This is a genomic window from Paenibacillus sp. MABNR03 (assembly GCF_050455445.1).
GTDB lineage: Bacteria > Bacillota > Bacilli > Paenibacillales > Paenibacillaceae > Paenibacillus > Paenibacillus xylanilyticus.
This window is the reverse complement of record NZ_JBCIYR010000009.1, coordinates 15,042-37,945: the sequence shown is the minus strand read 5'-3', so window position 1 is coordinate 37,945 and position 22,904 is coordinate 15,042. Positions and strand designations below refer to the sequence as shown.

20 protein-coding genes and 1 other annotated feature are annotated in these 22,904 nt (G+C 47.9%); of the genes, 7 read left to right on the top strand and 13 right to left on the bottom strand.

Annotated features, from left to right (window positions below):
- Positions 1–3: 3 nt before the first annotated feature.
- From AAIH57_RS27130 to AAIH57_RS27110, 5 genes are all read right to left on the bottom strand, one after another.
- Complete coding sequence (locus AAIH57_RS27130; RefSeq protein WP_430023695.1) at positions 4–1,161, bottom strand: Ger(x)C family spore germination protein; 1,158 nt, start codon at positions 1,159–1,161, stop codon at positions 4–6.
- The gene (locus tag AAIH57_RS27125) at positions 1,158–2,627 is read right to left on the bottom strand and encodes a spore germination protein (RefSeq protein ID WP_175395406.1); all 1,470 of its coding nucleotides are present in this window, start codon (positions 2,625–2,627) and stop codon (positions 1,158–1,160) included. The genes AAIH57_RS27130 and AAIH57_RS27125 overlap by 4 nt, the downstream gene beginning before the upstream one ends.
- Positions 2,608–3,714, bottom strand: a complete 1,107-nt coding sequence (locus AAIH57_RS27120; protein ID WP_430023693.1) for a GerAB/ArcD/ProY family transporter — start codon at positions 3,712–3,714, stop codon at positions 2,608–2,610. The genes AAIH57_RS27125 and AAIH57_RS27120 overlap by 20 nt, the downstream gene beginning before the upstream one ends.
- 136 nt (positions 3,715–3,850) lie before the next feature.
- Entirely contained in the window at positions 3,851–4,846 is a 996-nt protein-coding gene (gene trpS / locus AAIH57_RS27115) for a tryptophan--tRNA ligase (RefSeq protein WP_430023691.1), read from the bottom strand.
- A 158-nt stretch (positions 4,847–5,004) separates the two neighbouring features.
- Positions 5,005–5,331: a binding site (T-box leader), on the bottom strand.
- Between the two features lie 27 nt (positions 5,332–5,358).
- Positions 5,359–6,294 carry a DMT family transporter gene (locus AAIH57_RS27110; protein ID WP_430023690.1) on the bottom strand — a complete coding sequence of 312 codons (936 nt, stop codon included), beginning with the start codon at positions 6,292–6,294 and terminating at the stop codon, positions 5,359–5,361.
- Between the two features lie 161 nt (positions 6,295–6,455).
- On the opposite strand from AAIH57_RS27110, the gene AAIH57_RS27105 reads away from it, so the two are divergent.
- Positions 6,456–7,844 (top strand): PLP-dependent aminotransferase family protein, encoded by a 1,389-nt coding sequence (locus AAIH57_RS27105; protein ID WP_430023688.1) that lies wholly within the window; start codon positions 6,456–6,458, stop codon positions 7,842–7,844.
- A 79-nt stretch (positions 7,845–7,923) separates the two neighbouring features.
- Here AAIH57_RS27105 and AAIH57_RS27100 read toward each other — a convergent pair whose 3' ends face one another.
- Together AAIH57_RS27100 and AAIH57_RS27095 are read right to left on the bottom strand one after the other, a co-directional pair.
- Positions 7,924–9,249, bottom strand: coding sequence for a glutamate-1-semialdehyde 2,1-aminomutase (locus AAIH57_RS27100; protein WP_175395401.1), 1,326 nt, complete (start codon positions 9,247–9,249; stop codon positions 7,924–7,926).
- A gap of 97 nt (positions 9,250–9,346) precedes the next feature.
- A complete protein-coding gene (locus AAIH57_RS27095) occupies positions 9,347–10,390 on the bottom strand; it encodes an LCP family protein (protein ID WP_430023687.1) in 1,044 nt (347 codons plus the stop codon).
- Positions 10,391–10,602: 212 nt separating this feature from the next.
- Here AAIH57_RS27095 and AAIH57_RS27090 point away from each other — a divergent pair, with 212 nt between their 5' ends.
- From AAIH57_RS27090 to bcp, 4 genes are read left to right on the top strand one after another with little or no spacing between them, the layout of a single operon-like run.
- A complete protein-coding gene (locus AAIH57_RS27090) occupies positions 10,603–11,649 on the top strand; it encodes an ABC transporter ATP-binding protein (protein ID WP_430023686.1) in 1,047 nt (348 codons plus the stop codon).
- A complete protein-coding gene (locus AAIH57_RS27085) occupies positions 11,650–12,444 on the top strand; it encodes an ABC transporter permease (RefSeq protein ID WP_175395398.1) in 795 nt (264 codons plus the stop codon).
- Positions 12,445–12,448: 4 nt separating this feature from the next.
- A complete protein-coding gene (locus AAIH57_RS27080) occupies positions 12,449–13,234 on the top strand; it encodes an ABC transporter permease (RefSeq protein ID WP_175395397.1) in 786 nt (261 codons plus the stop codon).
- Between the two features lie 46 nt (positions 13,235–13,280).
- Positions 13,281–13,745, top strand: a complete 465-nt coding sequence (gene bcp, locus AAIH57_RS27075) for a thioredoxin-dependent thiol peroxidase (RefSeq protein ID WP_430023684.1) — start codon at positions 13,281–13,283, stop codon at positions 13,743–13,745.
- A 79-nt stretch (positions 13,746–13,824) separates the two neighbouring features.
- Here the strand turns inward: bcp and AAIH57_RS27070 are convergent, their stop codons facing one another.
- The 5 genes from AAIH57_RS27070 to AAIH57_RS27050 form a co-directional block, all read right to left on the bottom strand.
- Entirely contained in the window at positions 13,825–14,940 is a 1,116-nt protein-coding gene (locus AAIH57_RS27070; protein ID WP_430023683.1) for a GerAB/ArcD/ProY family transporter, read from the bottom strand.
- A 99-nt stretch (positions 14,941–15,039) separates the two neighbouring features.
- Positions 15,040–16,140, bottom strand: coding sequence for a GerAB/ArcD/ProY family transporter (locus AAIH57_RS27065; protein ID WP_430023682.1), 1,101 nt, complete (start codon positions 16,138–16,140; stop codon positions 15,040–15,042).
- An 18-nt stretch (positions 16,141–16,158) separates the two neighbouring features.
- Complete coding sequence (locus tag AAIH57_RS27060; RefSeq protein WP_175395393.1) at positions 16,159–16,395, bottom strand: hypothetical protein; 237 nt, start codon at positions 16,393–16,395, stop codon at positions 16,159–16,161.
- A 6-nt stretch (positions 16,396–16,401) separates the two neighbouring features.
- On the bottom strand, positions 16,402–17,604 hold the full coding sequence (locus AAIH57_RS27055; protein WP_430023680.1) for a Ger(x)C family spore germination protein: 1,203 nt from the start codon (positions 17,602–17,604) through the stop codon (positions 16,402–16,404).
- A gap of 20 nt (positions 17,605–17,624) precedes the next feature.
- Positions 17,625–19,136: a spore germination protein gene (locus AAIH57_RS27050; protein WP_430023679.1), complete on the bottom strand. Its 1,512-nt coding sequence runs from the start codon at positions 19,134–19,136 to the stop codon at positions 17,625–17,627.
- Positions 19,137–19,312: 176 nt separating this feature from the next.
- Here AAIH57_RS27050 and AAIH57_RS27045 point away from each other — a divergent pair, with 176 nt between their 5' ends.
- Positions 19,313–20,560 (top strand): MFS transporter, encoded by a 1,248-nt coding sequence (locus AAIH57_RS27045; RefSeq protein ID WP_430023678.1) that lies wholly within the window; start codon positions 19,313–19,315, stop codon positions 20,558–20,560.
- Positions 20,561–20,602: 42 nt separating this feature from the next.
- On the opposite strand, the gene AAIH57_RS27040 is transcribed toward AAIH57_RS27045, so the two are convergent.
- Positions 20,603–21,256, bottom strand: coding sequence for a DedA family protein (locus AAIH57_RS27040; RefSeq protein WP_430023676.1), 654 nt, complete (start codon positions 21,254–21,256; stop codon positions 20,603–20,605).
- Positions 21,257–21,564: 308 nt separating this feature from the next.
- On the opposite strand from AAIH57_RS27040, the gene AAIH57_RS27035 reads away from it, so the two are divergent.
- Positions 21,565–22,884, top strand: a complete 1,320-nt coding sequence (locus AAIH57_RS27035) for a polysaccharide deacetylase family protein (protein WP_430023674.1) — start codon at positions 21,565–21,567, stop codon at positions 22,882–22,884.
- Positions 22,885–22,904 lie beyond the last annotated feature (20 nt).

Below are 22,904 nucleotides of genomic sequence, written 5' to 3'. Positions count from 1 at the left end.
GCATTACTCTGTGTATTTGTATGTGCTGGCATTGAGAATTTTCACATGAACTTTCACTGTTCCAAGTTTGATTCGTTTGATTGGATCTGCCCGATTCTGAACGTGTTCTATCCACAGATCGTGGTCATGACGATACAGATGCTCCACAAGACCATAGGAATCAATCTTGCGTGATTTGTTTTTTTCGAACGTTTTGCGGATTTCAGACTCGATCTGTTTCTCCGCTGCTTTCTCCATCGTTTGTGGAGGTTGATGAGAGCCCTGTTCCTCGATGATGATGCCTTTAACCGAAGTAACCAGGTCAAATGCGACTTCGCTCCCGTCCTTCCTTGCTGAGATTTTGGTATGCGGGTCATGGAGCCTGAGAGTCAGATCAGGCATCTTGCCCCCATTTTTGTAAACGTACAATGGATACTGGTAGACATGGTTATAATTCACGAACCGGGTTCCATTTGCGTCCTCGCCTGCCACCTTGCCTTGATTGGCACCGTTCGAAATGACAAAGAATCCGTCTGTTTGGATCAGGGGAGGAGTTCCTTTTCCATTAAACCAGGTTTGATTCCTGTTCGTTATAGATGGCAATAAAACAACCGAAGAAGGCTCACGTAAACCATCCAGAAGCTGATGAAGACGAATCGGCTCAAAGGCAGAATGCTGTTTATACAGCTTGATCGGTTCGAATAACTCAATGGTTTGCGTAGATTGGTTTAACAGGGCAGAGGGGGCAAGCACATCGGGTATGTCTTGTTCCGTACCGTAAATCCAAGGTGTATACCTTAGCTCGCCCGAATGCAGGAGTGTATTAAAAATGTCCTTTAGCCTGCCGTTCAGGGCGTTTTTCGATAAGACGATTGCTTTTACATGGGTCCACAGTGTCTGCTGCTGCGAAGTTTGATAGAGATCGCTAATAGCCATGCTTAGTGTTGTGCCTTCGCCTCGGCCGATCCAAATATCACTTGCTTGCCGTGAAGTGGGACCTTCCTGCTTGGCAATACTTGAGAAATCGATCAGTTGGGCGTAAGCAATATATTTATTATCATCGTAATCTATCCCGATTCCCGTGATAAAGTTAATGCTCTGGACCTCTTTGGAATCCCAGCAACCTGTCATCAGGACCAGGCAGCTTATAAGCAAGCCCCCCAGGAAGATCCATCTGTTCACGAACCTTTCCTCCGACGGGTTGAGTCCTGAGTATGGAGTGCGGCCGGACGTTTGGTCCTCTTCAGGGAAGGGCGCATGGATACGGATTGGGTGAAGTCACCGGGAATATAGGGAGAGACGGGGGACAAATAGGATACACCATAACACTCCAGGGAAACGAGATGAACCAGTAAAGCAAATAGTCCAATCATGAAACCGAACAATCCCAGGAGGGACGACATAACAAGCATCGCGATTCGAACTTGGGCTGTGGCTCCACTGAGTACCGTATTCACCAAAATATAGCTGGAGATGACAGAAATGGCCACGGATACAATGATGGTGGGGGAAGTAATTCCGGCACGAATGGCTGCATCTCCAATAATGAGCCCGCCTACCACGCTGACAGTCTGGCCCAGTGCACGCGGCAGTCTGCGGCCAGCTTCATTGAATAATTCAAACATGAAGATCATCAGAAATGCCTCCAGTGTCACTGGCAAGGGCAAGCCCATACGTGTTCCGGCAATTGTCGCCAGAAGAGGTAGAGGGATCTGCTCCACATTGAAACTGGTCAAACCAATATAGAAGGCTGGGAAAAAGCAGGCGATCAGCAAACCGGAAATCCTCAAAATCCGTTCAAAAGTTACAATGAAAAAAGGGGTACTCTCATCTTCCGGCGATTTCAACTGATTGAACAGCGTAGTTGGTGCAATAACGGCTACAGGTGAACCCTCGATTAGAACAGCGAAACGCCCATTTAAGAGTGAGTCCACGACATAATCGGGCCGCTCTGTATTATCGGTAAGCGGGAAGATACTGCGGATGCCTCCCATAATCGAACGTTCCATAACAGAAGTCCCGAGAATGCCATCGATTTCAATCTTGTCCAGATTTTTGCGAGCTTCTTTCAGGATCTCCGGATTAATAATGTCCTTTACATACAATAGACCAATCGAGGTCTGGGTACGACCACCTTTTACATATTTTTCATAACACATGGAAGAGGTTTTCATTCGTTTACGAATGAGTGCAATATTTACGTTTAATTCTTCGGTGAATCCATCACGAGGACCTTTTACGGATGACTCAATAGCTGATTCCTCAGGATTTCTGCCTGGGATGCTTGCAATATCCAAACTGCAGGACTGATCACCATTTCCGAAAATGAGCAGCAATTGTCCACTGAAAATCAACAGGTTTAGATTCTCCGTATCTGTAAGGTCTTTCACCGGATTTAAGGTTAAGCCCAATTCTTTGGGGTGTTCTTCTTCGATAATTAGAGAATGCTGTTCCAGGCGGGGAATAATAAACTGATTGAGTTGTTTGCCATCGACTAATCCGTCGCAATAGAGCATGATGACCGGCAATTCGGTTTCGTCTTTGGCAAGAAAGGTCTGGATCACAACATCCGCGCATGGATTGAACTGCTCTTGCAGAGAAGCAAGCAGTGTTTCATGGGACGTGGTGTCAATCGCTTGGTGCTCCATGATGTTTCCTCCTCTGATGGCGTGAACTGATGAATGCAACGGTCGTTGCAATAACTGCGAGCACGCTAAGATAGATGAGATTGAACGGGAATATGTAGTCGACAAGCAGCTTTTCGAATGTCATATCATCCAGACGGTACAGCATGGAGAGAATAAATATAACAGCGATCGAGACCATGCTAATCATCCTTCTGGAGGCGCTCTTAATATTCCAAATTTCTACCACAATATACATGGCGAGACTGATTCGGGTGAACGCGCCGGCAAGCCACTGATAGATGGAAAAGAAATCCGTCTGTGCAATGTATTTGCCCAAGGAGGCAATCCGCCACTCCTCAAAAGCGGGATATCGCATTTTGGCAGCTTCAAAAGGATTGAATTCCACAATAGCCCCAATGAGCGGGCCAAGTGTCAGGCCGAGAATAATAAAGGCGAGCATGACGTACTGCCATACACGTATCCGTTTGACCAAATGGGGCTGGATATACCACATAAACAGTAGCTCAAACATGCCTGAAAGGCTGTAAATCATGCCATGAAAAATGGGATGCCAGCCTTGTTCAAGTACAGGGAGCAGACGGCTGTAATCCTTGTATTGGGTATTTACAATCGCGACATAGAAGCCGAGAAGCACAACGAGAGGCAGTACAAGCCCTGCTGTAAATGCGAGCGAACGAATCCCTTTATAGGCCGCATAGGCACAAAGTGACATAAGGGCAATGCTGGTTACCAATATGGGTGTCTCTGTCAGGTAATTGGTCTTGGCCCACGTGGTGGTATCGTGCAGGGTAAAGTAGATTATAGACAGGAAAAAGAGGCTGTTTCCTACCCGAAATAACAAGCCGAGGGGCTTGCCCAGATGGGAAGTCAGCCATTCATGCAGCGTTTGATGCTGAAGAAAACGAGAGACGTAGGCAAGCATGAGCGCAAAAACAAGATAGGGTCCTGCGGATAGCAGGACGGAAATCCAGGAATCCCTTTTAGCCGCACTCAATAAGGCAGGAATAATCAGAACGTGGCTGATCAGGCCGACGGATAACATAATTAACATCATGGCTTGCAAAAAAGAAGGTTGTCTAGGTTTCATGCTGAGGGGGCTCCTTTTCCCGATAGACTGTCCTCAGCATTGTTAACGTCATTTGTACGCTTCATACAGGTAAGCCTGAGCAGATATTATGGGCGACTCATCCTGATGATTAAATCAACATAGTTCATCCTAGAACCTAGAGGTCAAAATAACGAATACCCATGGCTTCTCGCACTTCAAGCATCGTTTCCCGTGCGACTTGGCGAGCCTGGCGGGTACCCTCGACAAGAATTTCCTTCACATCATCTCTTCGCTGCTCATATGCATTGCGGCGTTCACGAAAAGGTGCCAGAAGATCATTAATCGCATGGCCTGCGATCCGCTTGCAATCTCTGCATCCGATTGAACCCTGGCTGCAGCTGGCATGAATCTCCTCTGCGTGCTCCTTCCGGAATAATTGATGGTAGGCAAATACCGGGCAGATGTCGGGGTGACCTGGATCGGTACGATGGATACGGGCAGGATCGGTCTTCGCTTTGGTCAGTTTGGCATGTACATCCTCGGGACTCGCATTTAATGAGATGGCGTTGCCCATGCTTTTGCTCATTTTGCCGATGCCATCCAGTCCACCGAGCCGGTCTCCGGTCAACATGCGTGGTTCAGGCAGAACCGGGGCATATAATTCGTTGAATCGCCGGACCAGCTTCCGGGCTGTTTCAATATGTGGTATCTGGTCCTCGCCTGCCGGAACTAGGGTTGCCTTACAGAATGCAATATCAGCAGCCTGACTAACCGGATAGCCCAAGAAACCATAATAGAGATCCGTATATCCCCGATCACGTGCTTCGGTTTTGATGGTTGGATTGTGCCGAAGACTATTCACGGTGACAAACATGGAGAAGATCACAGTGAGTTCCGCAATCTCCGGAATCATGGATTGGATAAACAGCGTGGCCTTGTCCGGATCAATACCAACGGCCAGATAATCGAGAGTCACTTGATGAACACTATCCGCAATCAGGGCCGGCTGATCATAATGCGTGGTTAGCGCTTGAACATCCGCCAGTAAAATATAAGTCTTGTATTCGTTCTGCAACTGCACCCGGCTGCGCAGGCTGCCCACGTAATGGCCGAGATGAAGCTGTCCTGTCGTCCGGTCTCCGGTTAATATAATATCTTTTGTATTGTTCATGGTTCGTTCTCCTTTGATTGTGTGATGGGTTAATCTTTATATGCTGACGCCACCAGCCATCTTCCACGACCATCACCCCCTTTCAGCCTGCTCCAAGGTTTGAGTATCAAAATAAAAAAAGCTCCGTCCTTCATCCTGATTCCCGGTGAGGAACAGAATAGAAGGACGAAGCTAATGCTTCGCGGTGCCACCTTAATTGGCCGCTGGTTGCGGCCCGCTTGAGGGATACGGATCAAGGCTTCTTGCCTTCCGTTGAGAAACCCAACAGGAGCCGGTCGTACCTTAATCGATATCCTGTCCATGGGTAACGGCTGGACATGCCGCCTTGCCTACTGAACGTCTGGGTTCCTGATTTGCAGGAGACAGACGATGTTCAACTCGGAACTCCGAAGCCCACTTCCACACGACCGATGCACCGGCTCCCACCATCCGCCGGCTCTCTGGAGCGCCCTGCCGCATGTACTTCTCTTCATCATCGCTGCTAACGTCCGTTTACAATTTTTCACATTGTATCACGCTTTGGCCTGGCTGACCAGCCCGTGTTTTCTGCCGCTCATATTAGTCCCGAGCACACCCGCAATAATCAGGATGGCACCGATGAAGTGGTACCCACTTACCGGTTCATGCAGTATCCAGGCGCCGCCAGCGATGGAAATTAAGGTGGACAAGTTGCTGAATACACTCATCTTCGAAGCTTCCAGATGGGTTAACGCGTAACTGGACAGCAGGGTCGAGATCATGGTGGAGAGGATGGCAAGATAGACCAATGCACCCAGATAAGCTGTGTCTCCAAAGGGCTTTACATAATCGCTGATGGTACCGCTGGATAAATGACGGATGAGTGCGGACGCGTTAAAGACGATGCAGCCGACTACCAGGGTAACCCACGTTAATTCCATCGGTTTATACTTCTGGGTCAGTGGTCTGGCAAGCACGCCATATCCTGCAAAACAGACCGTGGAAAGCAGCAGCAGGATAACACCCTTGAAGTTGCCCAAAGTCATTCCGCTGCCTTTCATCACGAAGATAAAGATGACTCCGGTAACAGAGAGAAGCAGGAACAGCTTTTGCAGTACAGTTGTCCGTTCTTTCAGGAACATCGAAGCGAGAATGAGTGTGAAGACAGGGGCCATGGCCTGAATGATACCGGCTTCCGATGAATTGGATGATACAAGCCCGAATGCCTGAAAGGCGAAAAATAAAACCGGAGAGAGCAGACCCAGCGGTATGATCCGCCATAGATCCCGCAGTGTAAGCCGGATTTTGATCCATCCCAGAATGACAGGGATACTGACAACGAGCGTTGACAGGGCAAAGCGATGTGCCAGCACATCCATGGGGTGGGCCACATCGACGGTCATTTTTACAAATAAAAAAGATAAACCGATAATAGCCGCATACATCACGGCTGCAGTATAGGCATATGCCCGGGTACGTGTCTTGTTCATGTCGTTCCTCCAATTAGCCGTTTATCCCGATCGACCCGGCGAACATAAGATTACCTCATGTTGTAAGGTCCTTTTCCAATATACTGCCAGGTAAACCGTGGTACAATACTTCAATATATGAACTGTACCGGTACAATTGAGAGGGAGGACAGATGATCTTTATGAAAAAATATGAAATGATTGCCGAGTCGCTGAAGCAGTGGATACTCGAACAGCTGCAGCAGCGGGGTAATCGGCAAAGGATGGATAAGGGGATCAAACTTCCTGCGGTGCGTGTGCTGGCGAAACAATATCAATGCAGTATCAGCACGGTGATTCGTGCATATGAATGGCTGGAGCAGCGACATCTGGTGTACGCTGTCCCTCAATCCGGATATTACGCTGTACAGAACGGAGTGGGCGCAGAGGACGGTGATTGGGAAGGGCCGCTGGATTTCGCCTCGGCTGCTCCCGATCCGCGGGTATTTCCGTATTCGGATTTTCGTCATTGTGTGGATCAGGCGATGGAGAACAATCAGGCGGAGTTATTTCTTTACGGGACAGAGCGAGGGCTGCCTTCACTGATTGAATTGCTGCAAAAGCAATTTGCCGATTATCAGGTGTTTGCCCATTCAAGGCAATTCTTTATCACCTCCGGGGTGCAGCAGGCACTCGCTGTGCTGGCCCTGATGGCATTTCCCAATGGCAAGAGCCGGGTCCTGCTTGAACTTCCAGGCTATCACAATATGCCGTCGCTACTGGAAGGACTGAATGTACCCATTGCTGGAGTAAGACGCACATTGAAAGGAATGGACTGGGAAACACTGGAGCAGCAATTTGGTGAAGGTGACATTAAATTCTTTTACGTCATGCCGCGTTTTCACAACCCCCTTGGAACATCGTTGACTGCGACCGAGAAGAAGAGATTAATCAGGCTGGCAGAGCGATATGATGTCTACTTGGTGGAGGACGATTATTTGGCCGATCTGGAGGATAACACGAAGCAGGACCCGTTATTTTCTTACGATACCGGGGGAAGGGTCATCTATTTGAAAAGCTACTCCAAAATTCTGTTTCCCGGCCTGCGTATTGGTGTCGCTGTTTTGCCCACTCCTCTTGCCCACTCATTCGGGGGGCATAAAAAAATGCTGGATATCGACACCTCCGTACTGTCTCAGGCTGCACTGGAGGTTTACATACGCAATGGCATGTTTGCACATCACGGAAAGGTCATTCGCAGCCGCTATGCTGCCCGGATGCAGAAAGTTCATGAGCAGCTCGATTCATTCCCCGACTTCGGCCCTTTTGCGAACGCACCGCGTACAGGAGGGGAGCATACCGTTTTGCCATTGGCCGACAATATACCACTGAGTGTGCTCTTATCCCGGCTGGAGAAACGAGGAGTTATTGCCAACACGACGGAGCGATATTTTCCGGAGGGAACGCAGCAGGACAAAATGCTCAGGCTGAATATATCCAATGTTCCGAAGCTGCGGATCGAAGAGGGGATGCAGATTATTCGAGAAGAGATATTGAAACTGCAGAGGGGGAAACCGCTAAAGATATTCTAAGTAGACGGATAGCATAAAAGGCGTGCACACAAGCTGACCATCCAGCCTGTATGCACGCCTTTGTTGTGTTGTTATGATCTTATTCCTGGGCCATGGCCTTGAAGGACGCTTCCGCTGCTTCCAGTGTTGCTTGCACATCCTCATCGGTATGGGCAGTCGTCAGGAACCAGGCTTCATACTTCGATGGAGCCAGATTAATACCGCGGTTCAGCATATGACGGAAGAAGGAGGCAAACCGTTCGCCATCCGTATCCTGAGCCTCATCATAGTTCGTTACCGGGTGATCACAGAAGTGTGTGGAAAATGCACCACGAATCCGGTTGATTGTTAACGCAATTCCATGACGATCTGCAGAAGCCTGCAGACCTGTAGTCAGATCAATGGCCAGTCGTTCCATTTCTTCGTACACGCCTTCGCCCTGAAGAACTTCAAGGCAAGCGATACCCGCAGAGATGGAAGCAGGGTTGCCAGCCATGGTGCCGGCTTGATAGGCAGGTCCGAGCGGAGCCACCTGTTCCATGACATGCTTGCGCCCGCCATAGGCTCCGATTGGCAATCCACCACCGATAATTTTGCCAAGTGCAGTCAGATCCGGTTCAATCTCGGCATGATTGGCAAGGCCTGCGTAAGTTTGTGTTGAACCGTAGTGGAAACGGAAAGCCGTGATGACTTCATCATAGATAACGAGCGAGCCGTTGGCCCGTGTCATGGCACAGAGTCCTTCCAGGAAGCCTGGCTCCGGCATGACCATACCGAAGTTGCCGACAATCGGTTCAACCATCACCGCGGCAACATCATCACCCCAGCGCTCCAGTGCCTCTTTCAGGCCATCCAGATCATTGTAAGGAACCGTGATGACTTCATGCGCAATGCTGGTTGGAATCCCTGCACTATCCGGGATACCGAGTGTGGAAGGGCCAGAACCGGCAGCCACAAGGACCAGATCGGAGTGACCATGATAACATCCGGCGAATTTTACAATCTTGTTGCGTTTGGTATAAGCACGGGCCACACGAATCGTGGTCATGACCGCCTCGGTACCGGAATTGACGAAGCGCACCTTGTCCATGGACGGAATGGCTTCCTTCAGCATTTTGGCCAGCTTGATTTCAAGCTCGGTTGGTGTGCCATACAAAACACCGTTTGCTGCGGCTTCACTAATCGCCTGGGTGATATGGGGATGGGCATGTCCTGTTACAATTGGGCCATACGCGGCCAGATAATCAATGTAACGGTTGTCGTCAACATCCCAGAAATGCGCGCCTTGTGCCCTTTTCATAAATACGGGTGCACCGCCTCCAACGGCTTTGAACGAGCGGGAAGGACTATTAACGCCACCTACAATATGCTCAAGTGCCTCTTCATACAAGGCTTCGGAACGGGAACGGGATGAAAATGAGTTCATGGGATTACTTCCTTTCGGCTATGGAGTGAATTGCGATTTTCATAACAACACAGCTAGAGGGCAGCGTAAATGGCTGCCCTCTAGCTGTTTATTTACATTACTGAGCCGGTTGCTCCGACGTTTGGTCTTCACCACTTGCTGTTTTATCTTCGGTTCCGGTCGTGCTGTCTTCCGGTTCAGCAGGTGGATGAATGATATCCTGAATATGCTGCTTCAATTTCTCTTCATTGGTGACCGTCAGGACTTGAGCTCCACCTGCGGTCCGCTCTTCCTTCAGCATGTTCATCGGCGGGATCTGCTCACTGCCGTTCATACTGCTCTGGTATCCCAATCCACCCAATTTCCACATATCCGAGAGGGTCAGGTTGGTATCCACATAAGGGCTAACCTGTTCCAGAATGGTCGGGAGCTTGGCAATCGTAGTCGTGGATTGCATCTTCGCTGCTACGGCCTTCAGGAATTCCCGCTGGCGCTCGGAACGAGCGAAGTCGGACATCGCATCATGTCGGAAACGCACGTACATGAGTGCTGTTTCTCCATCCAGATGCTGATAACCTTTTTTGAGATCAATATCATACTCGTTATTGTCTGCCTTGCTTGTATAGTGCATGTCCTTCTCTACGTCAAAATCCACACCGCCAACGGCATCCACCAATTTGATGAATCCCTGGAAATCGGTATACACATAATACTGGACAGGGATCCCCAGCAGGTCGCCAGCCGCTTGCATTGCTGCATTGGGACCATGAGTAATCGCGGTGTTAATCCGCTCCTTGCCGTATCCGTCTATATTGACGTAAGTGTCTCGCAGAATGGAGAACAAATTAATTTTTTTGGTGAGGGGATCGAGCGACACGACCATCATGCTGTCCGAACGGGGAATTTCCCCTTCTTCCAGGCCACGCGCATCAACACCCATAACCAGTATATTTACGGTTTCAGTGCCTTCCCATTTCGGAGGGTCTGGTGTATTTACCTTTTCAATATTTTCGATACTGGCGAACGGAGATTCGTCGCCTTCCTTTTGCAAGCCATTCAACTGATTGAGAATAGAACCGAAATAAAATGCCGCTGCGCCTCCAACAATCAGCACGAAGGCGGCAAGAGAAATCCAGATGGTTCTCTTCGTCTTTCTGGTCATGCTAGCTCTCCTTTGTATTTGAGATAAAATAAAAAAACGAGTTCGGGTTGCCTTAATAACGTAGCCGGAGCTTTCCGTGCACGTCTCTTCCAAAGCAGGCAGAGGACGCAGCTCCAAACTATTTTTAAAAGCTTGCTGAATTTTGACTGATACCATTATAATTTCTTTTTGGGCTACAAGCAATTTCAACAAAATCCAAGTGAGGTATAATCATGCTGGCGATTGATGTCAAAGATTTGCGCAAGTCGTTTAGCGTTCAGAAAAGCCGAGGTGGGCTTAAGGGCGCGTTTCAGGATCTGTTTGCACGTCAATACCAAGAAGTATTGGCCGTGAACGATATTTCATTTCAGATTCCGCAGGGCGAAATATGTGGATATATTGGAGAGAATGGTGCCGGTAAATCAACAACGATCAAGATGTTGACCGGCATTTTGGTGCCTACTTCAGGGCACATATCGGTTGGTGGATATGTTCCGCATCAGGAACGGGAGAAGTTTGTTAAAAATATTGGCGTTGTTTTTGGTCAACGGAGTCAGCTGTGGTGGGACATTGGTGTGATTGAATCATTCCATCTGCTGCGCAAAGTATACCGTGTGGATGAATCCGATTTTCGCAAACGTCTGGATGAATTGGTCGAGCGGCTGCAGCTTCAGGACTTGTTAAACCGTCCGGTACGCAAACTCAGTCTCGGTCAGCGCATGCGCTGTGAGCTGGTTGCTGCACTTCTGCACAATCCAAGTATTGTTTTTCTGGATGAACCAACCATTGGTCTGGATATCGTCGTCAAGTCGGAGATTCGTGAATTCCTGAAAGACATGAATAAGGAACACGGAACAACCATTTTGCTGACCACTCATGATTTGCAGGACATTGAGGCACTCTGTTCCAGAGTTATTATGCTTGATGCCGGAAATATCATCTATGATGGCGGTCTGGATCACCTGAAATCCCAATGGGGGAAGGAACGGGAAATCCGCTTCAAGTTCGGTACGGGTCACACGATAAAACAAATGCAGGAATGGACTGCCGCCATGCCGGTACGCTGGACTGTAGAGAACGAGTTGTCCGCATCCGTCTGGATTCCACTGGAGCTTAACGTGTCGGATGTTCTTGGACGTGTCGTTGGACAAGCCGATATTACCGATATTCAGATTATTGAGATTAATACGGATGAGATCGTACGCAGTATTTACCAATCCGGTTCCGCCGAGCGCCCCGAGATTGTGGGAGCAGGGAACGGAACGGTAGGTGCATCTTAGATGAATAGTGCATTTCTTGATTTTATGCGGATCCGGTTTCTCACGATGCTGGCGTACCGGGTGAATTATTATTCCGGCATTTTGATATATACGCTGAATATCGGCGTGTATTACTTTACCTGGCAGGCTATTTACGGAGGCAGCGGAGAAATAGGAGGCTTTACGGCCGCCCAGATGACAACGTATGTGGCGGTGTCATGGATGGCACGTGCGTTTTATTTTAATAACCTGGACCGGGAGATCGCCACGGACATTCGGGACGGCTCCATCGCGATTCAGTTCATCAGGCCAATTAACTATGTAATGGTCAAGATGATGCAGGGTCTTGGCGAAGGCATCTTCCGCTTCCTGCTTCTCATGATTCCGGGCATGCTCATTGCGATCCTGTTATTCCCTGTCGAGCTGCCTACAGCGCCTTCGGCGTGGATTGGCTTTCTCGTCATGCTGTTCTTCAGTTTCCTCATTAACTCCCAGATTAATGTCATCACGGGACTGGCAGCATTTTTTGTGGAAAACAATGAAGGCATGATGCGCATGAAGCGCGTTGTGGTGGATCTGTTTTCCGGTCTGATCATACCAATCAGTCTTTATCCAGGCTGGCTGGCGGCCATCATGAAGGTGCTGCCTTTTCAGGCCATTACGTATTTGCCTGGTTCGGTCTTCACCGGAAGAGTCGAAGGCACCGGAATTTGGAGCGTCCTTGGCATTCAGGTGTTCTGGTTTGCCATCCTGCTCATTCCAATGATGCTGATCTGGCGTCAGGCGCGCAAGCGTCTGTTCGTGCAAGGGGGTTAACAGCATGTACTACATCGGATTAATCTGGGAATATTTGAAAAACTACATGAAAACACGTCTTACGTATCGTGCCGACTTCTGGGTGGAGATTATTTCAGATCTGTTGTTCCAGGCAACGAATCTGATCTTTATCTTTGTGGTTTTCCGTCATACGGATAATCTGGGCGGCTGGAGTGAAAGTGAAGTACTCTTTGTATACGGTTATTTTATGGTGCCTTACGGCATCTTCAGCTGTTTTATCAATCTGTGGGGATTCAGCGAACGGTATATCGTCAAAGGCGAGATGGACCGTATCCTGACGCGCCCTGCGCATAACCTTTTTCAGATTTTACTTGAGAATGTAGACCCACCAGCACTCGTGGGTTCATTGATCGGCCTGATTATTATGATCTTCAGCGGAGCGGAGATGGGACTTGTCCTGGAATGGTGGCATATTCCGGCGTTAATTATTTTGGCGATCAGCTCCGTATTAATCTACGCGGGAATCTATACCACACTGACTTCCCTGTCCTTTTATTCGGATGCACCGACCGGTATTCTTCCGCTGATGTACAACATTCAGGGCTATGGGCGTTACCCGGTGACGATCTACAATCGTGCCATTCAGGTGCTGTTAACCTGGATCATTCCGTTTGCCTTTGTCGGGATCTATCCGGCAGCACTGTTTCTGGAGCGATCGGAGATGCACCGCATGGCACTGCTGACACCGGTAATGGGTCTGGTCTTTGGAGCCATCGGACTTACACTGTGGAATTACGGAGTAAAACGCTACCGTGGTGCTGGATCGTAAAGCGAGAAACCCATACAGATTTAGGATGGATGAAGGAGGAAGAGAGATGACATTAACTGAAGGGATGCAAGCCCCGGACTTTGAGCTGCCGTCGAGTACAGGGGAGGCGATAAAGCTCTCGGATTACCGCGGACAGCGGGTCCTGATCTACTTTTACCCGAAGGACATGACCTCGGCATGTACACAGCAGGCATGTGACTTTCGTGATCGTCATGAGGAGTTTCAGGGGTTAAACACGGTTATATTGGGTATTAGCACTGACCCGATGAATCGGCATGATAAATTTATAGCCAAATACGGGTTGCCGTTCACCCTGTTATCGGATGAAGAACATCAGGTTGCCGAGCAATACGGGGTATGGCAGCTCAAGAAGCTGTATGGCAAGGAATATATGGGCATTGTCCGTTCCACGTTCCTTATTGATGAAGAGGGAAAGCTGCTCAAGGAATGGTCCATAGTTAAGGTCAAAGGGCATATTGAAGCAGCACTGGAGGCATTGAAGGAACTGTAATTTCGTCTGTTTCCATGAAAATAATCGGTCATATCAAGAAAAGGCTGTGCTTGCGGAAATATCCGTGAACACGGCCTTTTTATGTGGATGACTTTGTGCTGGACTGGTTTTTGCCATATCGAATTTGATGAACCAACAACAGGATCAGGGGAATAATAAAACTGGACGTAATATCCCAATCGACCCATGCTGGCATGATGGTGTTGGTGTAAAAAAGGACATTCGGAGCAATCAGGATGGCTAAGCCAAATATCAGCATGGCAGAAGGCAGGACAAGAAGCTTATATGTTTTTAAACCAAACATCTGGGCCATACCAGCTACAAAAGCGAAGATGTATAACTGACTCTTGGCGTAGGTTGCAATGAGCCAGGCGATAGCCATGAGGGCCTCAATTCGTTCGAAAAAGTTACCCACATTAATTTTCTGGGAAAGGGTATATGAGATATAGATTTCATGCTGGGTCAGAAAAGGTCCGAAAATCATCAGCGACATCATCAAAAGAACACTTAACAGCAATCCACCAATGAAAGTGGCAAGCAGCAGATCACGTTTGATATGAGCCCCTGACACAACATAGGGAAGAACCATGCTGAGAACGATCAGTTCTCCAAAAGAAGTAAACGCCGCACGGATTACCCCCTCAACCAGACTAAACCAGGGCGTATTCAGAAAAGGCTGCAGTTTGGATATTTCTGCTTGTGGCAATAGACCCAGAAATAATAGGATCATGAACACGACCACGATGGGTGTGAGCAATTCAATCGTTTTTCCCATTGTACTTAATCCATTGAATAGCCCCCAGATCAACGGACAGATAAACATGATCAGAATGACCCGGATGGGAGTCTGCAGATAGATCTGGGTGGTCATGAAATCACCAACTTCGCGGATACAGATGGCAGCACCAATGGCAAAATAGAAGAGGTATGCAAAGGATAAGGCAGAGCCTGCCCATCGGCCAAGTAGCTTTTGACTAATCTCAATCAGGGACAAATTGGGATGTGTCTGATGAAGTTTATAGAGAACCCACATTATGAACATACCCAGAGGCTGACTGAGAAGTGAGCATAGCCACGCATCCTGTTTCCCAAATGCTGTGACAAGTGACGGATAGATCAGAATCATGTCTCCGACCATGACCAGGAAGGTGAGTAGCGCAAATTGGCGTATGGTTATTTTCTCCTGAATCAACATGCATTCCTCACTCCCTCAATGTAATCCAAACGTTCATGATGCGTTCTTGTGCCCGCCTTGCTTGCAGCTCTCTCATATTTCTAATTAATATAATCGAATCTAGTTTGATTTCCGTTTGAATGATTTGCACCAATGAATCAGGAGGAGCATGCCAGGAAGGAGGATGCCCAATGTAATATCCCAATCTATCCAATAGGGCACGACGGTAATGACGATAAAGGTAACGCTTGGTGATACGAGATTGGCTATGCCATATACAAGAAGCATGGCAGGCATGATAAGCACCTGGTATTGTTTCAGTTTGAACAATTCGGCACACCCAAGAACAAAGGCATATAAATACACCGTTGCTTTGAAATAGGTGGAGATGAGCCAGGATGAAGCCATGACTGCTTCAATGCGCTGAAAAAAATTCCCGATGTTAATTTTCTGGGACAGAACAAAGGAAGTGTAGATATTGTGTTGGGTAAGGAACGCCCCCAGCACAAGCAACGAAATCGTAACAAGCGTTGCCAGCAACAGGTTGCCAAATCCTACAGCGATCAGCATGTCACGTGTTTGATTGGCAAGCCTGGCCGTATAAGGAAGAATCATCAGAATCGGAATGACTTCACCTACCGGATAGATGATACTTACCAAAATTCCTTGCAAAATGGACACCACGCTCGTGTCGGTTATAGGCTTCAGGTTTTTGATATCCACTTGTGGCAGCAGACAGAAGGTTAGTACCAGTATGAATACAATAACAATGGGCATAAGCAATTCACTGGTTCGAGCGACGCTCTCGATTCCCTTGTGCACTCCCCAGCCAATGGTAATGACGAACATCAGGATGAGGACTCGAATGGGGGTATACTGGAGTATCTGACCTGTCATAAAATCTCCGACTTCACGCGTGTGGGTCGATGCACCTACAATAAAAAAGAACAGATAGAAGCAGGATAAGAGGCTGCCCGGCCAAAATCCCAAAATGCTTCGAGAGATCTGAATGAGATTTTGATCGGGATAATGGTTGGCCAGCTTCAGGAACATGGCCATTAGAGCCATCCCGAGAGGAATGCCAACCAGAGCGCAGATCCAGGCGTCTTGTTTGGCATAGGAAGAGATAACTGAAGGATAGATCAGCATCATATCACCGACCACGATCATGAAAGTTAGGACTGCTACCTGTCGTGTTCCAAGACGCCCTTGTTCTAACATGGTCGCACCCTCCTTTTTCTACGTTCCGGTTAGGTTTGCCAAAAACTGATTCACAGGTTCATAGATCCACATGATAATGTAGAGTGGGCTTGGAAACTCCCACAAATTAGCCGCGATGACACTGAATCCGGTTCCTGTGAGCAGCATTACACTGTATACCGCAGTTTCCTTCCATTCCTTCCTACGAATAAGACTCGGCAGATCAATCCAGCCTACAATGCCCCCGATGACAATAACGGTAATGGTCATTAACATGGTGCTTCACTCCTTCATCTCGCCCTTGAATGAATCATCCAGCGTACCTACACGCTTAATCTGGACATTGGCCTTATATCGGATATCCAGATTTTCAAAGTGTTTGTCCCAGTCTTTTTCCATGGTTTTGAACAGTTTGGGATCGGCATGGTAAAGCTCCTGTCCAAATCCAAAAATATCAACATGAAATTTCCGACGTACGGAATCGACGGACTCTTGCATCAGTTCCACCAGTTTTTCCTCACTGTCTCTTTCCAGTTCTCGGATGGTTTTCATCGAACCAATGTGAATATCACACTCCACCGCACCAATGGAAGAAACATTTTTGAGGCTAACATTGACGATGGGCAGTCCGTTAACCACTTTTGCTTCCCGTTTTGTCTTTGTTCGAAGTGCTTTGAATGTCACCTCTCCGGAATTTCGGCAAGGCAGATGGCTAACCGTTGACACCACGTTGTCCCGGATGTAGTTGTACCCTTTGGATTCATCTTCAGTAAGCCAGCCAATTAGTTTGTCTTGTCGAAATACGCTCAATCCCGTTGTATTCAGTTTGGCTGGTGTTGAAATGGAGGAAATGTTATCTTTGCTGCCGCTTTTCTTCGTATCTCCAACGATTTCTATACCTGTAATGGCGGGCTGGATACCTGGGGTCAATATGTGATTCAATAATTCATCCCCGGTAATGGCCGTCGTAGGTGACCATGTTTTGAATGAAACATCCAGAGAGCTGAATAACTTCTCGGCTGGAATATTATCTAATGGGGTGAGGACATCAAGCACTTTGGAGGCTGTAGTATTACGTGCAACCATGACGTAATAGTCCGGGCGAGCAGAAGGCTCTCGCATCAGGGCTTCCATCACATCATAGATGCCTACTTTGCGTGCGTATTCTTCTCCAAATACAAGGATTCGAATATGGGCCATGAAGATGCGGCGTGGGCTGGTCTCCGTTAGTTTCTGGATCGCTTCAAAGAGGGTGTCGGCGGAAGCCTGATATTGCGTAACAGGCGTTCCTTGTCCTCCCCCTGATTTGGACGATACTTCATTTGGAACGACTACCTGGGCACTGACCCTGACCATATCTCCATCCTTGTCCACACCGAGTCCAAGCATGATACCGAGTTCATTGAGCTCCCGGCGGTCCCAGCATCCAGTAAGGAGAGGAAGCAGAACGGAGAGGCACAAAATCAATCGTAGACATTTGTTCATACCTTGTTCTCCTTAACTCATTAGCGTTTTGTTTTTTTGGTGGACTGTCTGACTTCGTCAGCTGTACCTGTGGACAGGGGGCGTGTCTTCATTCGGGCCCAGGGCACACGAAAGATCGTATCCTTCAGATCCTGCTGGATTAAAGGTGCAAAAGGTGACATGTACGATACACCAAATGAACGCAGGCTGCAGAGATGAGTGACGGTAATTAGCAGAATCATCAGGATGCCATAGAATCCAAAGGCGGCAGCCAGAATCATTAACACAAAGCGAAGAATCCGTACAGAAATGGACAATCCGTTTTCAGGGATGACATAGCTGGATATGGCTGTGATGGATACGATAATGACCATTGCCGCAGATACCACTCCTGCATCTACTGCAGCTTGACCAATTACAAGCGTGCCCACAATGGAAACGGCTTGACCGACTGTTTTCGGTATGCGAATGCCAGCCTCCCGCAGAATTTCATAAGTCAGTTCCATCAAAATGGCTTCGATAAACGCGGGAAAAGGAACTCCTTCACGCTGGGCTGCGAGACTAATGAGCAAATTCGTTGGCAGCATCTCCTGATGAAAGGTAGTGATCGCAATATAAAAGGAGGGGGCAAGTAGAGCGATAAAAAAGGCCAGATAACGAATCATGCGAATTAGTGAACTGATATCAGCCCGTTGATAATAATCCTCGGGAGATTGAAAGAAATGCACAAAAAGAGCAGGAACGAGCAGTACGAAAGGAGTTCCGTCCACAATAATGGCGACCCTGCCTTCAAGCAAAGCGGCAGAAACCGTATCCGGTCGTTCACTGTTGTAGACTGTAGGGAAAATTGTCCGTGTTTTATCCTGCACAAGTTCTTCAATATATCCACTTTCGAGAATACTGTCGATATCAATCTGATCAAGTCTTCGCCGGAGTTCGCTGACCACCTCAGGGTCAACGATGTGTTTCAGGTACAATACGGCGACTCGGGTTTTGGTGACCCGGCCTACCTTCCTTTCTTCAATCCACAAATGAGGATCGCGAATACGTTTGCGGATCAGGGCTGTGTTGGTACGCAAATTTTCATTGAAACCTTCCATTGGGCCGCGAACAACCGTTTGCGTGACCGGTTCCCCTACAGAACGATCCTCCCATCCTGCTGCACCTATTCTCAGACCACGTTTTGATCCTTCAAGCAGCAAAATGGCCGAGCCTGAGAGCAGGGCATTGAGCACATCCTGCATGTCATCAATTAACAACACTTCACTGGCTGCCAGGATGTCATTCTGGAGGTAACTCAAATGTTCGCCATCTGCCGAAAAATCGGGAAGCTCATGGGTTTGCAGTAACGATTCCAGAATGGCCTGATTGATAATACTTACATCGACCATGCCATCAATATACAGCAACACAGAAGGCCACTTGTGCAAGCATTGCAGTGGACGAATCATCAAGTCATTGCTGTGCCCCATGACATGTTTGCAGTACTCTGTGTTATCGCTCAGATTCGGAGAAATAGGTCTGGAATTATCATTCTGCTCCACTGCTTCCATGCGTTCACCCCCATATATCCTATATTTGCAAGTTAGTATGACCTGGATGAGTTCAACTTATGAAAAAAAGAAATGATGCGAAAAACATTACAAATACAAAAGTAGATTGCTAAATTCAAACGATTAGAATAATATCTAATTAGATTATAATCTAAATTATAAAACGGGGTAATATCATGTCATTCAGTTTATTTTCTAAACGTCTACTATTGCAGGCAGAACCGGAATACAGGCGACTCTTCATCGCAGGATTGGTAAATGGGATTGGAGATCGATTCAGTCAGGTAGCCATGCTCGCCTTGATTCTCAGTACAACCGGCTCAGGTGTTGCCGTAGGACTCGCGCTCGGATTACGAGTATTTCCTTTTCTTCTTCTGGCTCCGCTTGGAGGTATATTGACGCTGTATTTTAGCCGGCGAACGATTATGGTGGTTACCAATCTCTTAAGAACGCCGCTGGCTTTAAGTTATCTGCTTGTGCACAGTGCAGATGACTTATGGATTCTGTATACAGCAAGTACGCTGCTGGCTTGTGCAGAAGCGGTCTATGCACCTGTCCGCAAGTCGGGAATCCCCTTGCTTGTTCAATCGGATAATCTGCACAAGATGAATGGGCTTGAACAGGTCATGAACGGTTCTGTCCTCATAGTAGGGGCTTTTCTGGGGGGACTCGTTTCATCCATAATGGGCCCTCAGGCAGCTTTTGCAACGAATGCACTCGCTTTCTTGATTGCCGCTGCCTTGATTCGTAAGATTTCGTTTCCACCCATCAGCACGGATCGGTCAGATGGAATGATGGAGAGGCCGCCAGCAAAAAAGGAAGCTGGAGTGACTCATGTGTTGTGGCAGTTAATTATCTCATCTGTCCCTCTGCAGATCATCGTAGCCTTTGAGTTATGGGTCCCTGTCATAAACGGGATTGATAATGTACTGATCAGTGTATACGCGATTGAAGTATTTAAACTTGGTGACTGGGGTGTGGGACTGTTTTACGCATCACTTGGGATTGGACTTGTGCTCAGCAGTTGGGGTTCTCGTTACTTGCAGCACTGGCTGCTCCCCGGAGTTGTTGCATGTTTGTTGATAGAAGGATGTTTGTTAATGCTGTTAAGTGAGACCAGGTACGCGGCAATTGCTGCTTTAATATATATTTTGCTCGCTTTTATGTCAGGTATAGGGAATGCCTGTCTGGATACGTTGCTCATGCGAGAAACACCTGAGCGATACCGCGGGCTTATCTATGGTTTGGTGACAGCATGCAGCAGTTCCATGCTTGGACTCTCCATGTTTGGTACAGGTATGCTGCTGGAAGTGACGGAACCGCGGAGGCTTGGATTTGCAGGGGGATTGGGATTTGCGGTGATTGCTCTCTTGCTTGCAGCTTACGCGTGGATTCGCGTTCGAGATGTTTTCACAAAAAGATAAAACAAAAAAAGAGTCGCAATTATCGCGACCCGTGAAGATGCTTCATTCTGCATTCTGTTTCTGTCTTATAGGCGAGGACGACTTGCGAATGGAGCGTTGTCCCCACGCTTTCCGATAGCGGTACAGCACGGCTGCGATCAGCAGCAGTCCAATGGCTGCAACGATATATGCTGCATATTGATGCGCCAGATGGAACACTGCGTTCCATTGTGGACCGAAAACTTTTCCTATACCCAAAAATAACACGACCCAGAATAAGGCACCCGAGTACGCATACAAAGCGAATTTGCGAAAAGGAACAGCGGCTATACCTGCGAAATATCCAGTGAAATGTCGTACACCAGGTATGAAATACCCGATGAAAATCAGAGCATTGCCGTATTTGGCAAACCACTTTTGCGTTTTATCCAGCTTGTCCTGTTTGAACAGAAACCATTTTCCGTAACGGACAATGAAGGGTAAGCCTGCTTTGGCCCCAATGAAATAAGTGATGGTCATACCGATCGTCGTTCCCAGAAAAGCAAGGATGGCGAGAATCCCGAAGTCCAGTTGTCCCTTGTACGATAGATATCCCGCGTAAGCCATTGTTGTCTCTCCCGGGAAGGGAAGAGCGATAAACTCCAGCAGTAATCCAAAAAACAAAACGCTGTATCCGTAGGATCCAAACAGATGCTGGACCTTTTCAAGCAATTCCAATAGATTTCACTCTCCTGAAGACAGGGGAATCGGCTGACTCTCCATGCTGTCCTGTATACGATGTCTGCAACGATCCGGCATATGCACGCTTACGGTGGCTTATCCCTGTCACAGCAGTGGTTCCGGTGATATGTGCCTGCTCATTATGCTACCCAATCCCAGGCAAAGAATCAATCATGAGCTACAAAAAAATGTGAAAAATATAAAACAGAAATGCGTCTTTTTTCCGCGGAGCCTCCATATAATTCTAACAAATCTGCTAAAGTCTATCAGCAGAATTACTAGAGACGTTGGAGGATGATTCGTAAATGGTGCAGAGAGCGGAATTCGTAATGGTGGATAATGAGCAGCAATCCGCAAAAATTAAACCCGTACATAAACATGTATTCCCTAAATGGTCGGTATATCTGCTTCGTCTTGCAGTGATGGTATGTGTATTTGTTTCTTATGTTTGGGCAGCATACCCTTCTTACGCCGCTGGCGCTGAAGCTGTTGGTTCCCAGAAAGAGAGTAACAAGGAAAAGGTAGTCTATCTGAGTTTTGACGACGGACCGGGCAAGCATACCCGTGAAGTATTGGATATTTTGCACGAAGAACAGGTTCAGGCTACATTCTTCGTGCTTGGAGAGCAGGCAGAACGATATCCTGAACTGATTCAGGCAGCTGTGGAAGAGGGACATGCACTCGGCAATCATACATATAACCATCATTATGATGAACTGTATCGTGATTTTAAAACGTTCTGGAAACAGGTTAAACAGACTGAAGAAATTGTAAACCGTATTGCAGGGTTCCGTCCCAATCTGGTGCGGGCACCTGGCGGGACGTATGGACATTTTGATCAAAGCTACTTCGATCTGCTCGAGTTGGGTGGGTATACCGTGATGGATTGGAACGTAGACAGTGGTGATTCGAAGCGCAAGGGTGTCCCTGCCAAAGAAATTTTGCGTAATGCAACCAAGGTGCCTGCCGGAACCAGCTCAGTGATTGTGTTAATGCACGATGGAGGTGCGCATGCGGAGACGGTAAAGGCGCTGCCGGAAGTCATCCAATACTACCGCGATCATGGATATCGTTTTGACACAATGAAGGCGGAGGATCAACCTGTGCAATTCCGTGTTCATCCCGAAGGGAAATATAAATCTCGCAAAGCACCGGGGACCGAATGGATAGAGGATCATGTGAAAGCAAACAGTAACCTGTGGTTGACCGGCAAGGAACTGAAAGTCGAGATTGGTCTTGCGGCAGCCACATTGAAACAAGGCGAGTTTCGCGTGGAAGATCAGCGGATCATGGTGCCACTGCGACCTTTTATGAAAAAGTTTGGCGGCAGCACCCGCTGGGACGTGGAATCCAGAACGGCAACCGCAGTATGGAAGGATAGAGTTATTCAGGCTGACAGTGTCAGCGGGGAACTGAAAACCACATCGACGAGTCTATTGCATGACAGGACCATTCAGGGAGGGGTGCAGAGCCAGGGAGGAACCATCTGGGTTCCGCTGCGGGAATTACTGGAGATGATGGGACTGAATCTATCTTCATTACATGCAAATGACTCGGAGTGGGTTGTGAAAGCCAATATGCCCCTTGCAGCAGCATTAAGCATCTATTTGCACCGAACAATCTGAATAAACTGCTTCAGGCAGGA

Excerpts from the sequence above, each read along its gene's own strand:
- AAIH57_RS27125 (WP_175395406.1), bottom strand. The coding sequence starts at position 2,627 with ATGGAGCACCAAGCGATTGACACCACGTCCCATGAAACACTGCTTGCT.
- AAIH57_RS27120 (WP_430023693.1), bottom strand. The coding sequence starts at position 3,714 with ATGAAACCTAGACAACCTTCTTTTTTGCAAGCCATGATGTTAATTATG.
- trpS (WP_430023691.1), bottom strand. The coding sequence starts at position 4,846 with ATGAACAATACAAAAGATATTATATTAACCGGAGACCGGACGACAGGA.
- AAIH57_RS27110 (WP_430023690.1), bottom strand. The coding sequence starts at position 6,294 with ATGAACAAGACACGTACCCGGGCATATGCCTATACTGCAGCCGTGATG.
- AAIH57_RS27105 (WP_430023688.1), top strand. The coding sequence starts at position 6,456 with ATGAAAAAATATGAAATGATTGCCGAGTCGCTGAAGCAGTGGATACTC.
- AAIH57_RS27100 (WP_175395401.1), bottom strand. The coding sequence starts at position 9,249 with ATGAACTCATTTTCATCCCGTTCCCGTTCCGAAGCCTTGTATGAAGAG.
- AAIH57_RS27095 (WP_430023687.1), bottom strand. The coding sequence starts at position 10,390 with ATGACCAGAAAGACGAAGAGAACCATCTGGATTTCTCTTGCCGCCTTC.
- AAIH57_RS27090 (WP_430023686.1), top strand. The coding sequence starts at position 10,603 with ATGCTGGCGATTGATGTCAAAGATTTGCGCAAGTCGTTTAGCGTTCAG.
- AAIH57_RS27085 (WP_175395398.1), top strand. The coding sequence starts at position 11,650 with ATGAATAGTGCATTTCTTGATTTTATGCGGATCCGGTTTCTCACGATG.
- AAIH57_RS27080 (WP_175395397.1), top strand. The coding sequence starts at position 12,449 with ATGTACTACATCGGATTAATCTGGGAATATTTGAAAAACTACATGAAA.
- bcp (WP_430023684.1), top strand. The coding sequence starts at position 13,281 with ATGACATTAACTGAAGGGATGCAAGCCCCGGACTTTGAGCTGCCGTCG.
- AAIH57_RS27070 (WP_430023683.1), bottom strand. The coding sequence starts at position 14,940 with ATGTTGATTCAGGAGAAAATAACCATACGCCAATTTGCGCTACTCACC.
- AAIH57_RS27065 (WP_430023682.1), bottom strand. The coding sequence starts at position 16,140 with ATGTTAGAACAAGGGCGTCTTGGAACACGACAGGTAGCAGTCCTAACT.
- AAIH57_RS27060 (WP_175395393.1), bottom strand. The coding sequence starts at position 16,395 with ATGTTAATGACCATTACCGTTATTGTCATCGGGGGCATTGTAGGCTGG.
- AAIH57_RS27055 (WP_430023680.1), bottom strand. The coding sequence starts at position 17,604 with ATGAACAAATGTCTACGATTGATTTTGTGCCTCTCCGTTCTGCTTCCT.
- AAIH57_RS27050 (WP_430023679.1), bottom strand. The coding sequence starts at position 19,136 with ATGGAAGCAGTGGAGCAGAATGATAATTCCAGACCTATTTCTCCGAAT.
- AAIH57_RS27045 (WP_430023678.1), top strand. The coding sequence starts at position 19,313 with ATGTCATTCAGTTTATTTTCTAAACGTCTACTATTGCAGGCAGAACCG.
- AAIH57_RS27035 (WP_430023674.1), top strand. The coding sequence starts at position 21,565 with ATGGTGCAGAGAGCGGAATTCGTAATGGTGGATAATGAGCAGCAATCC.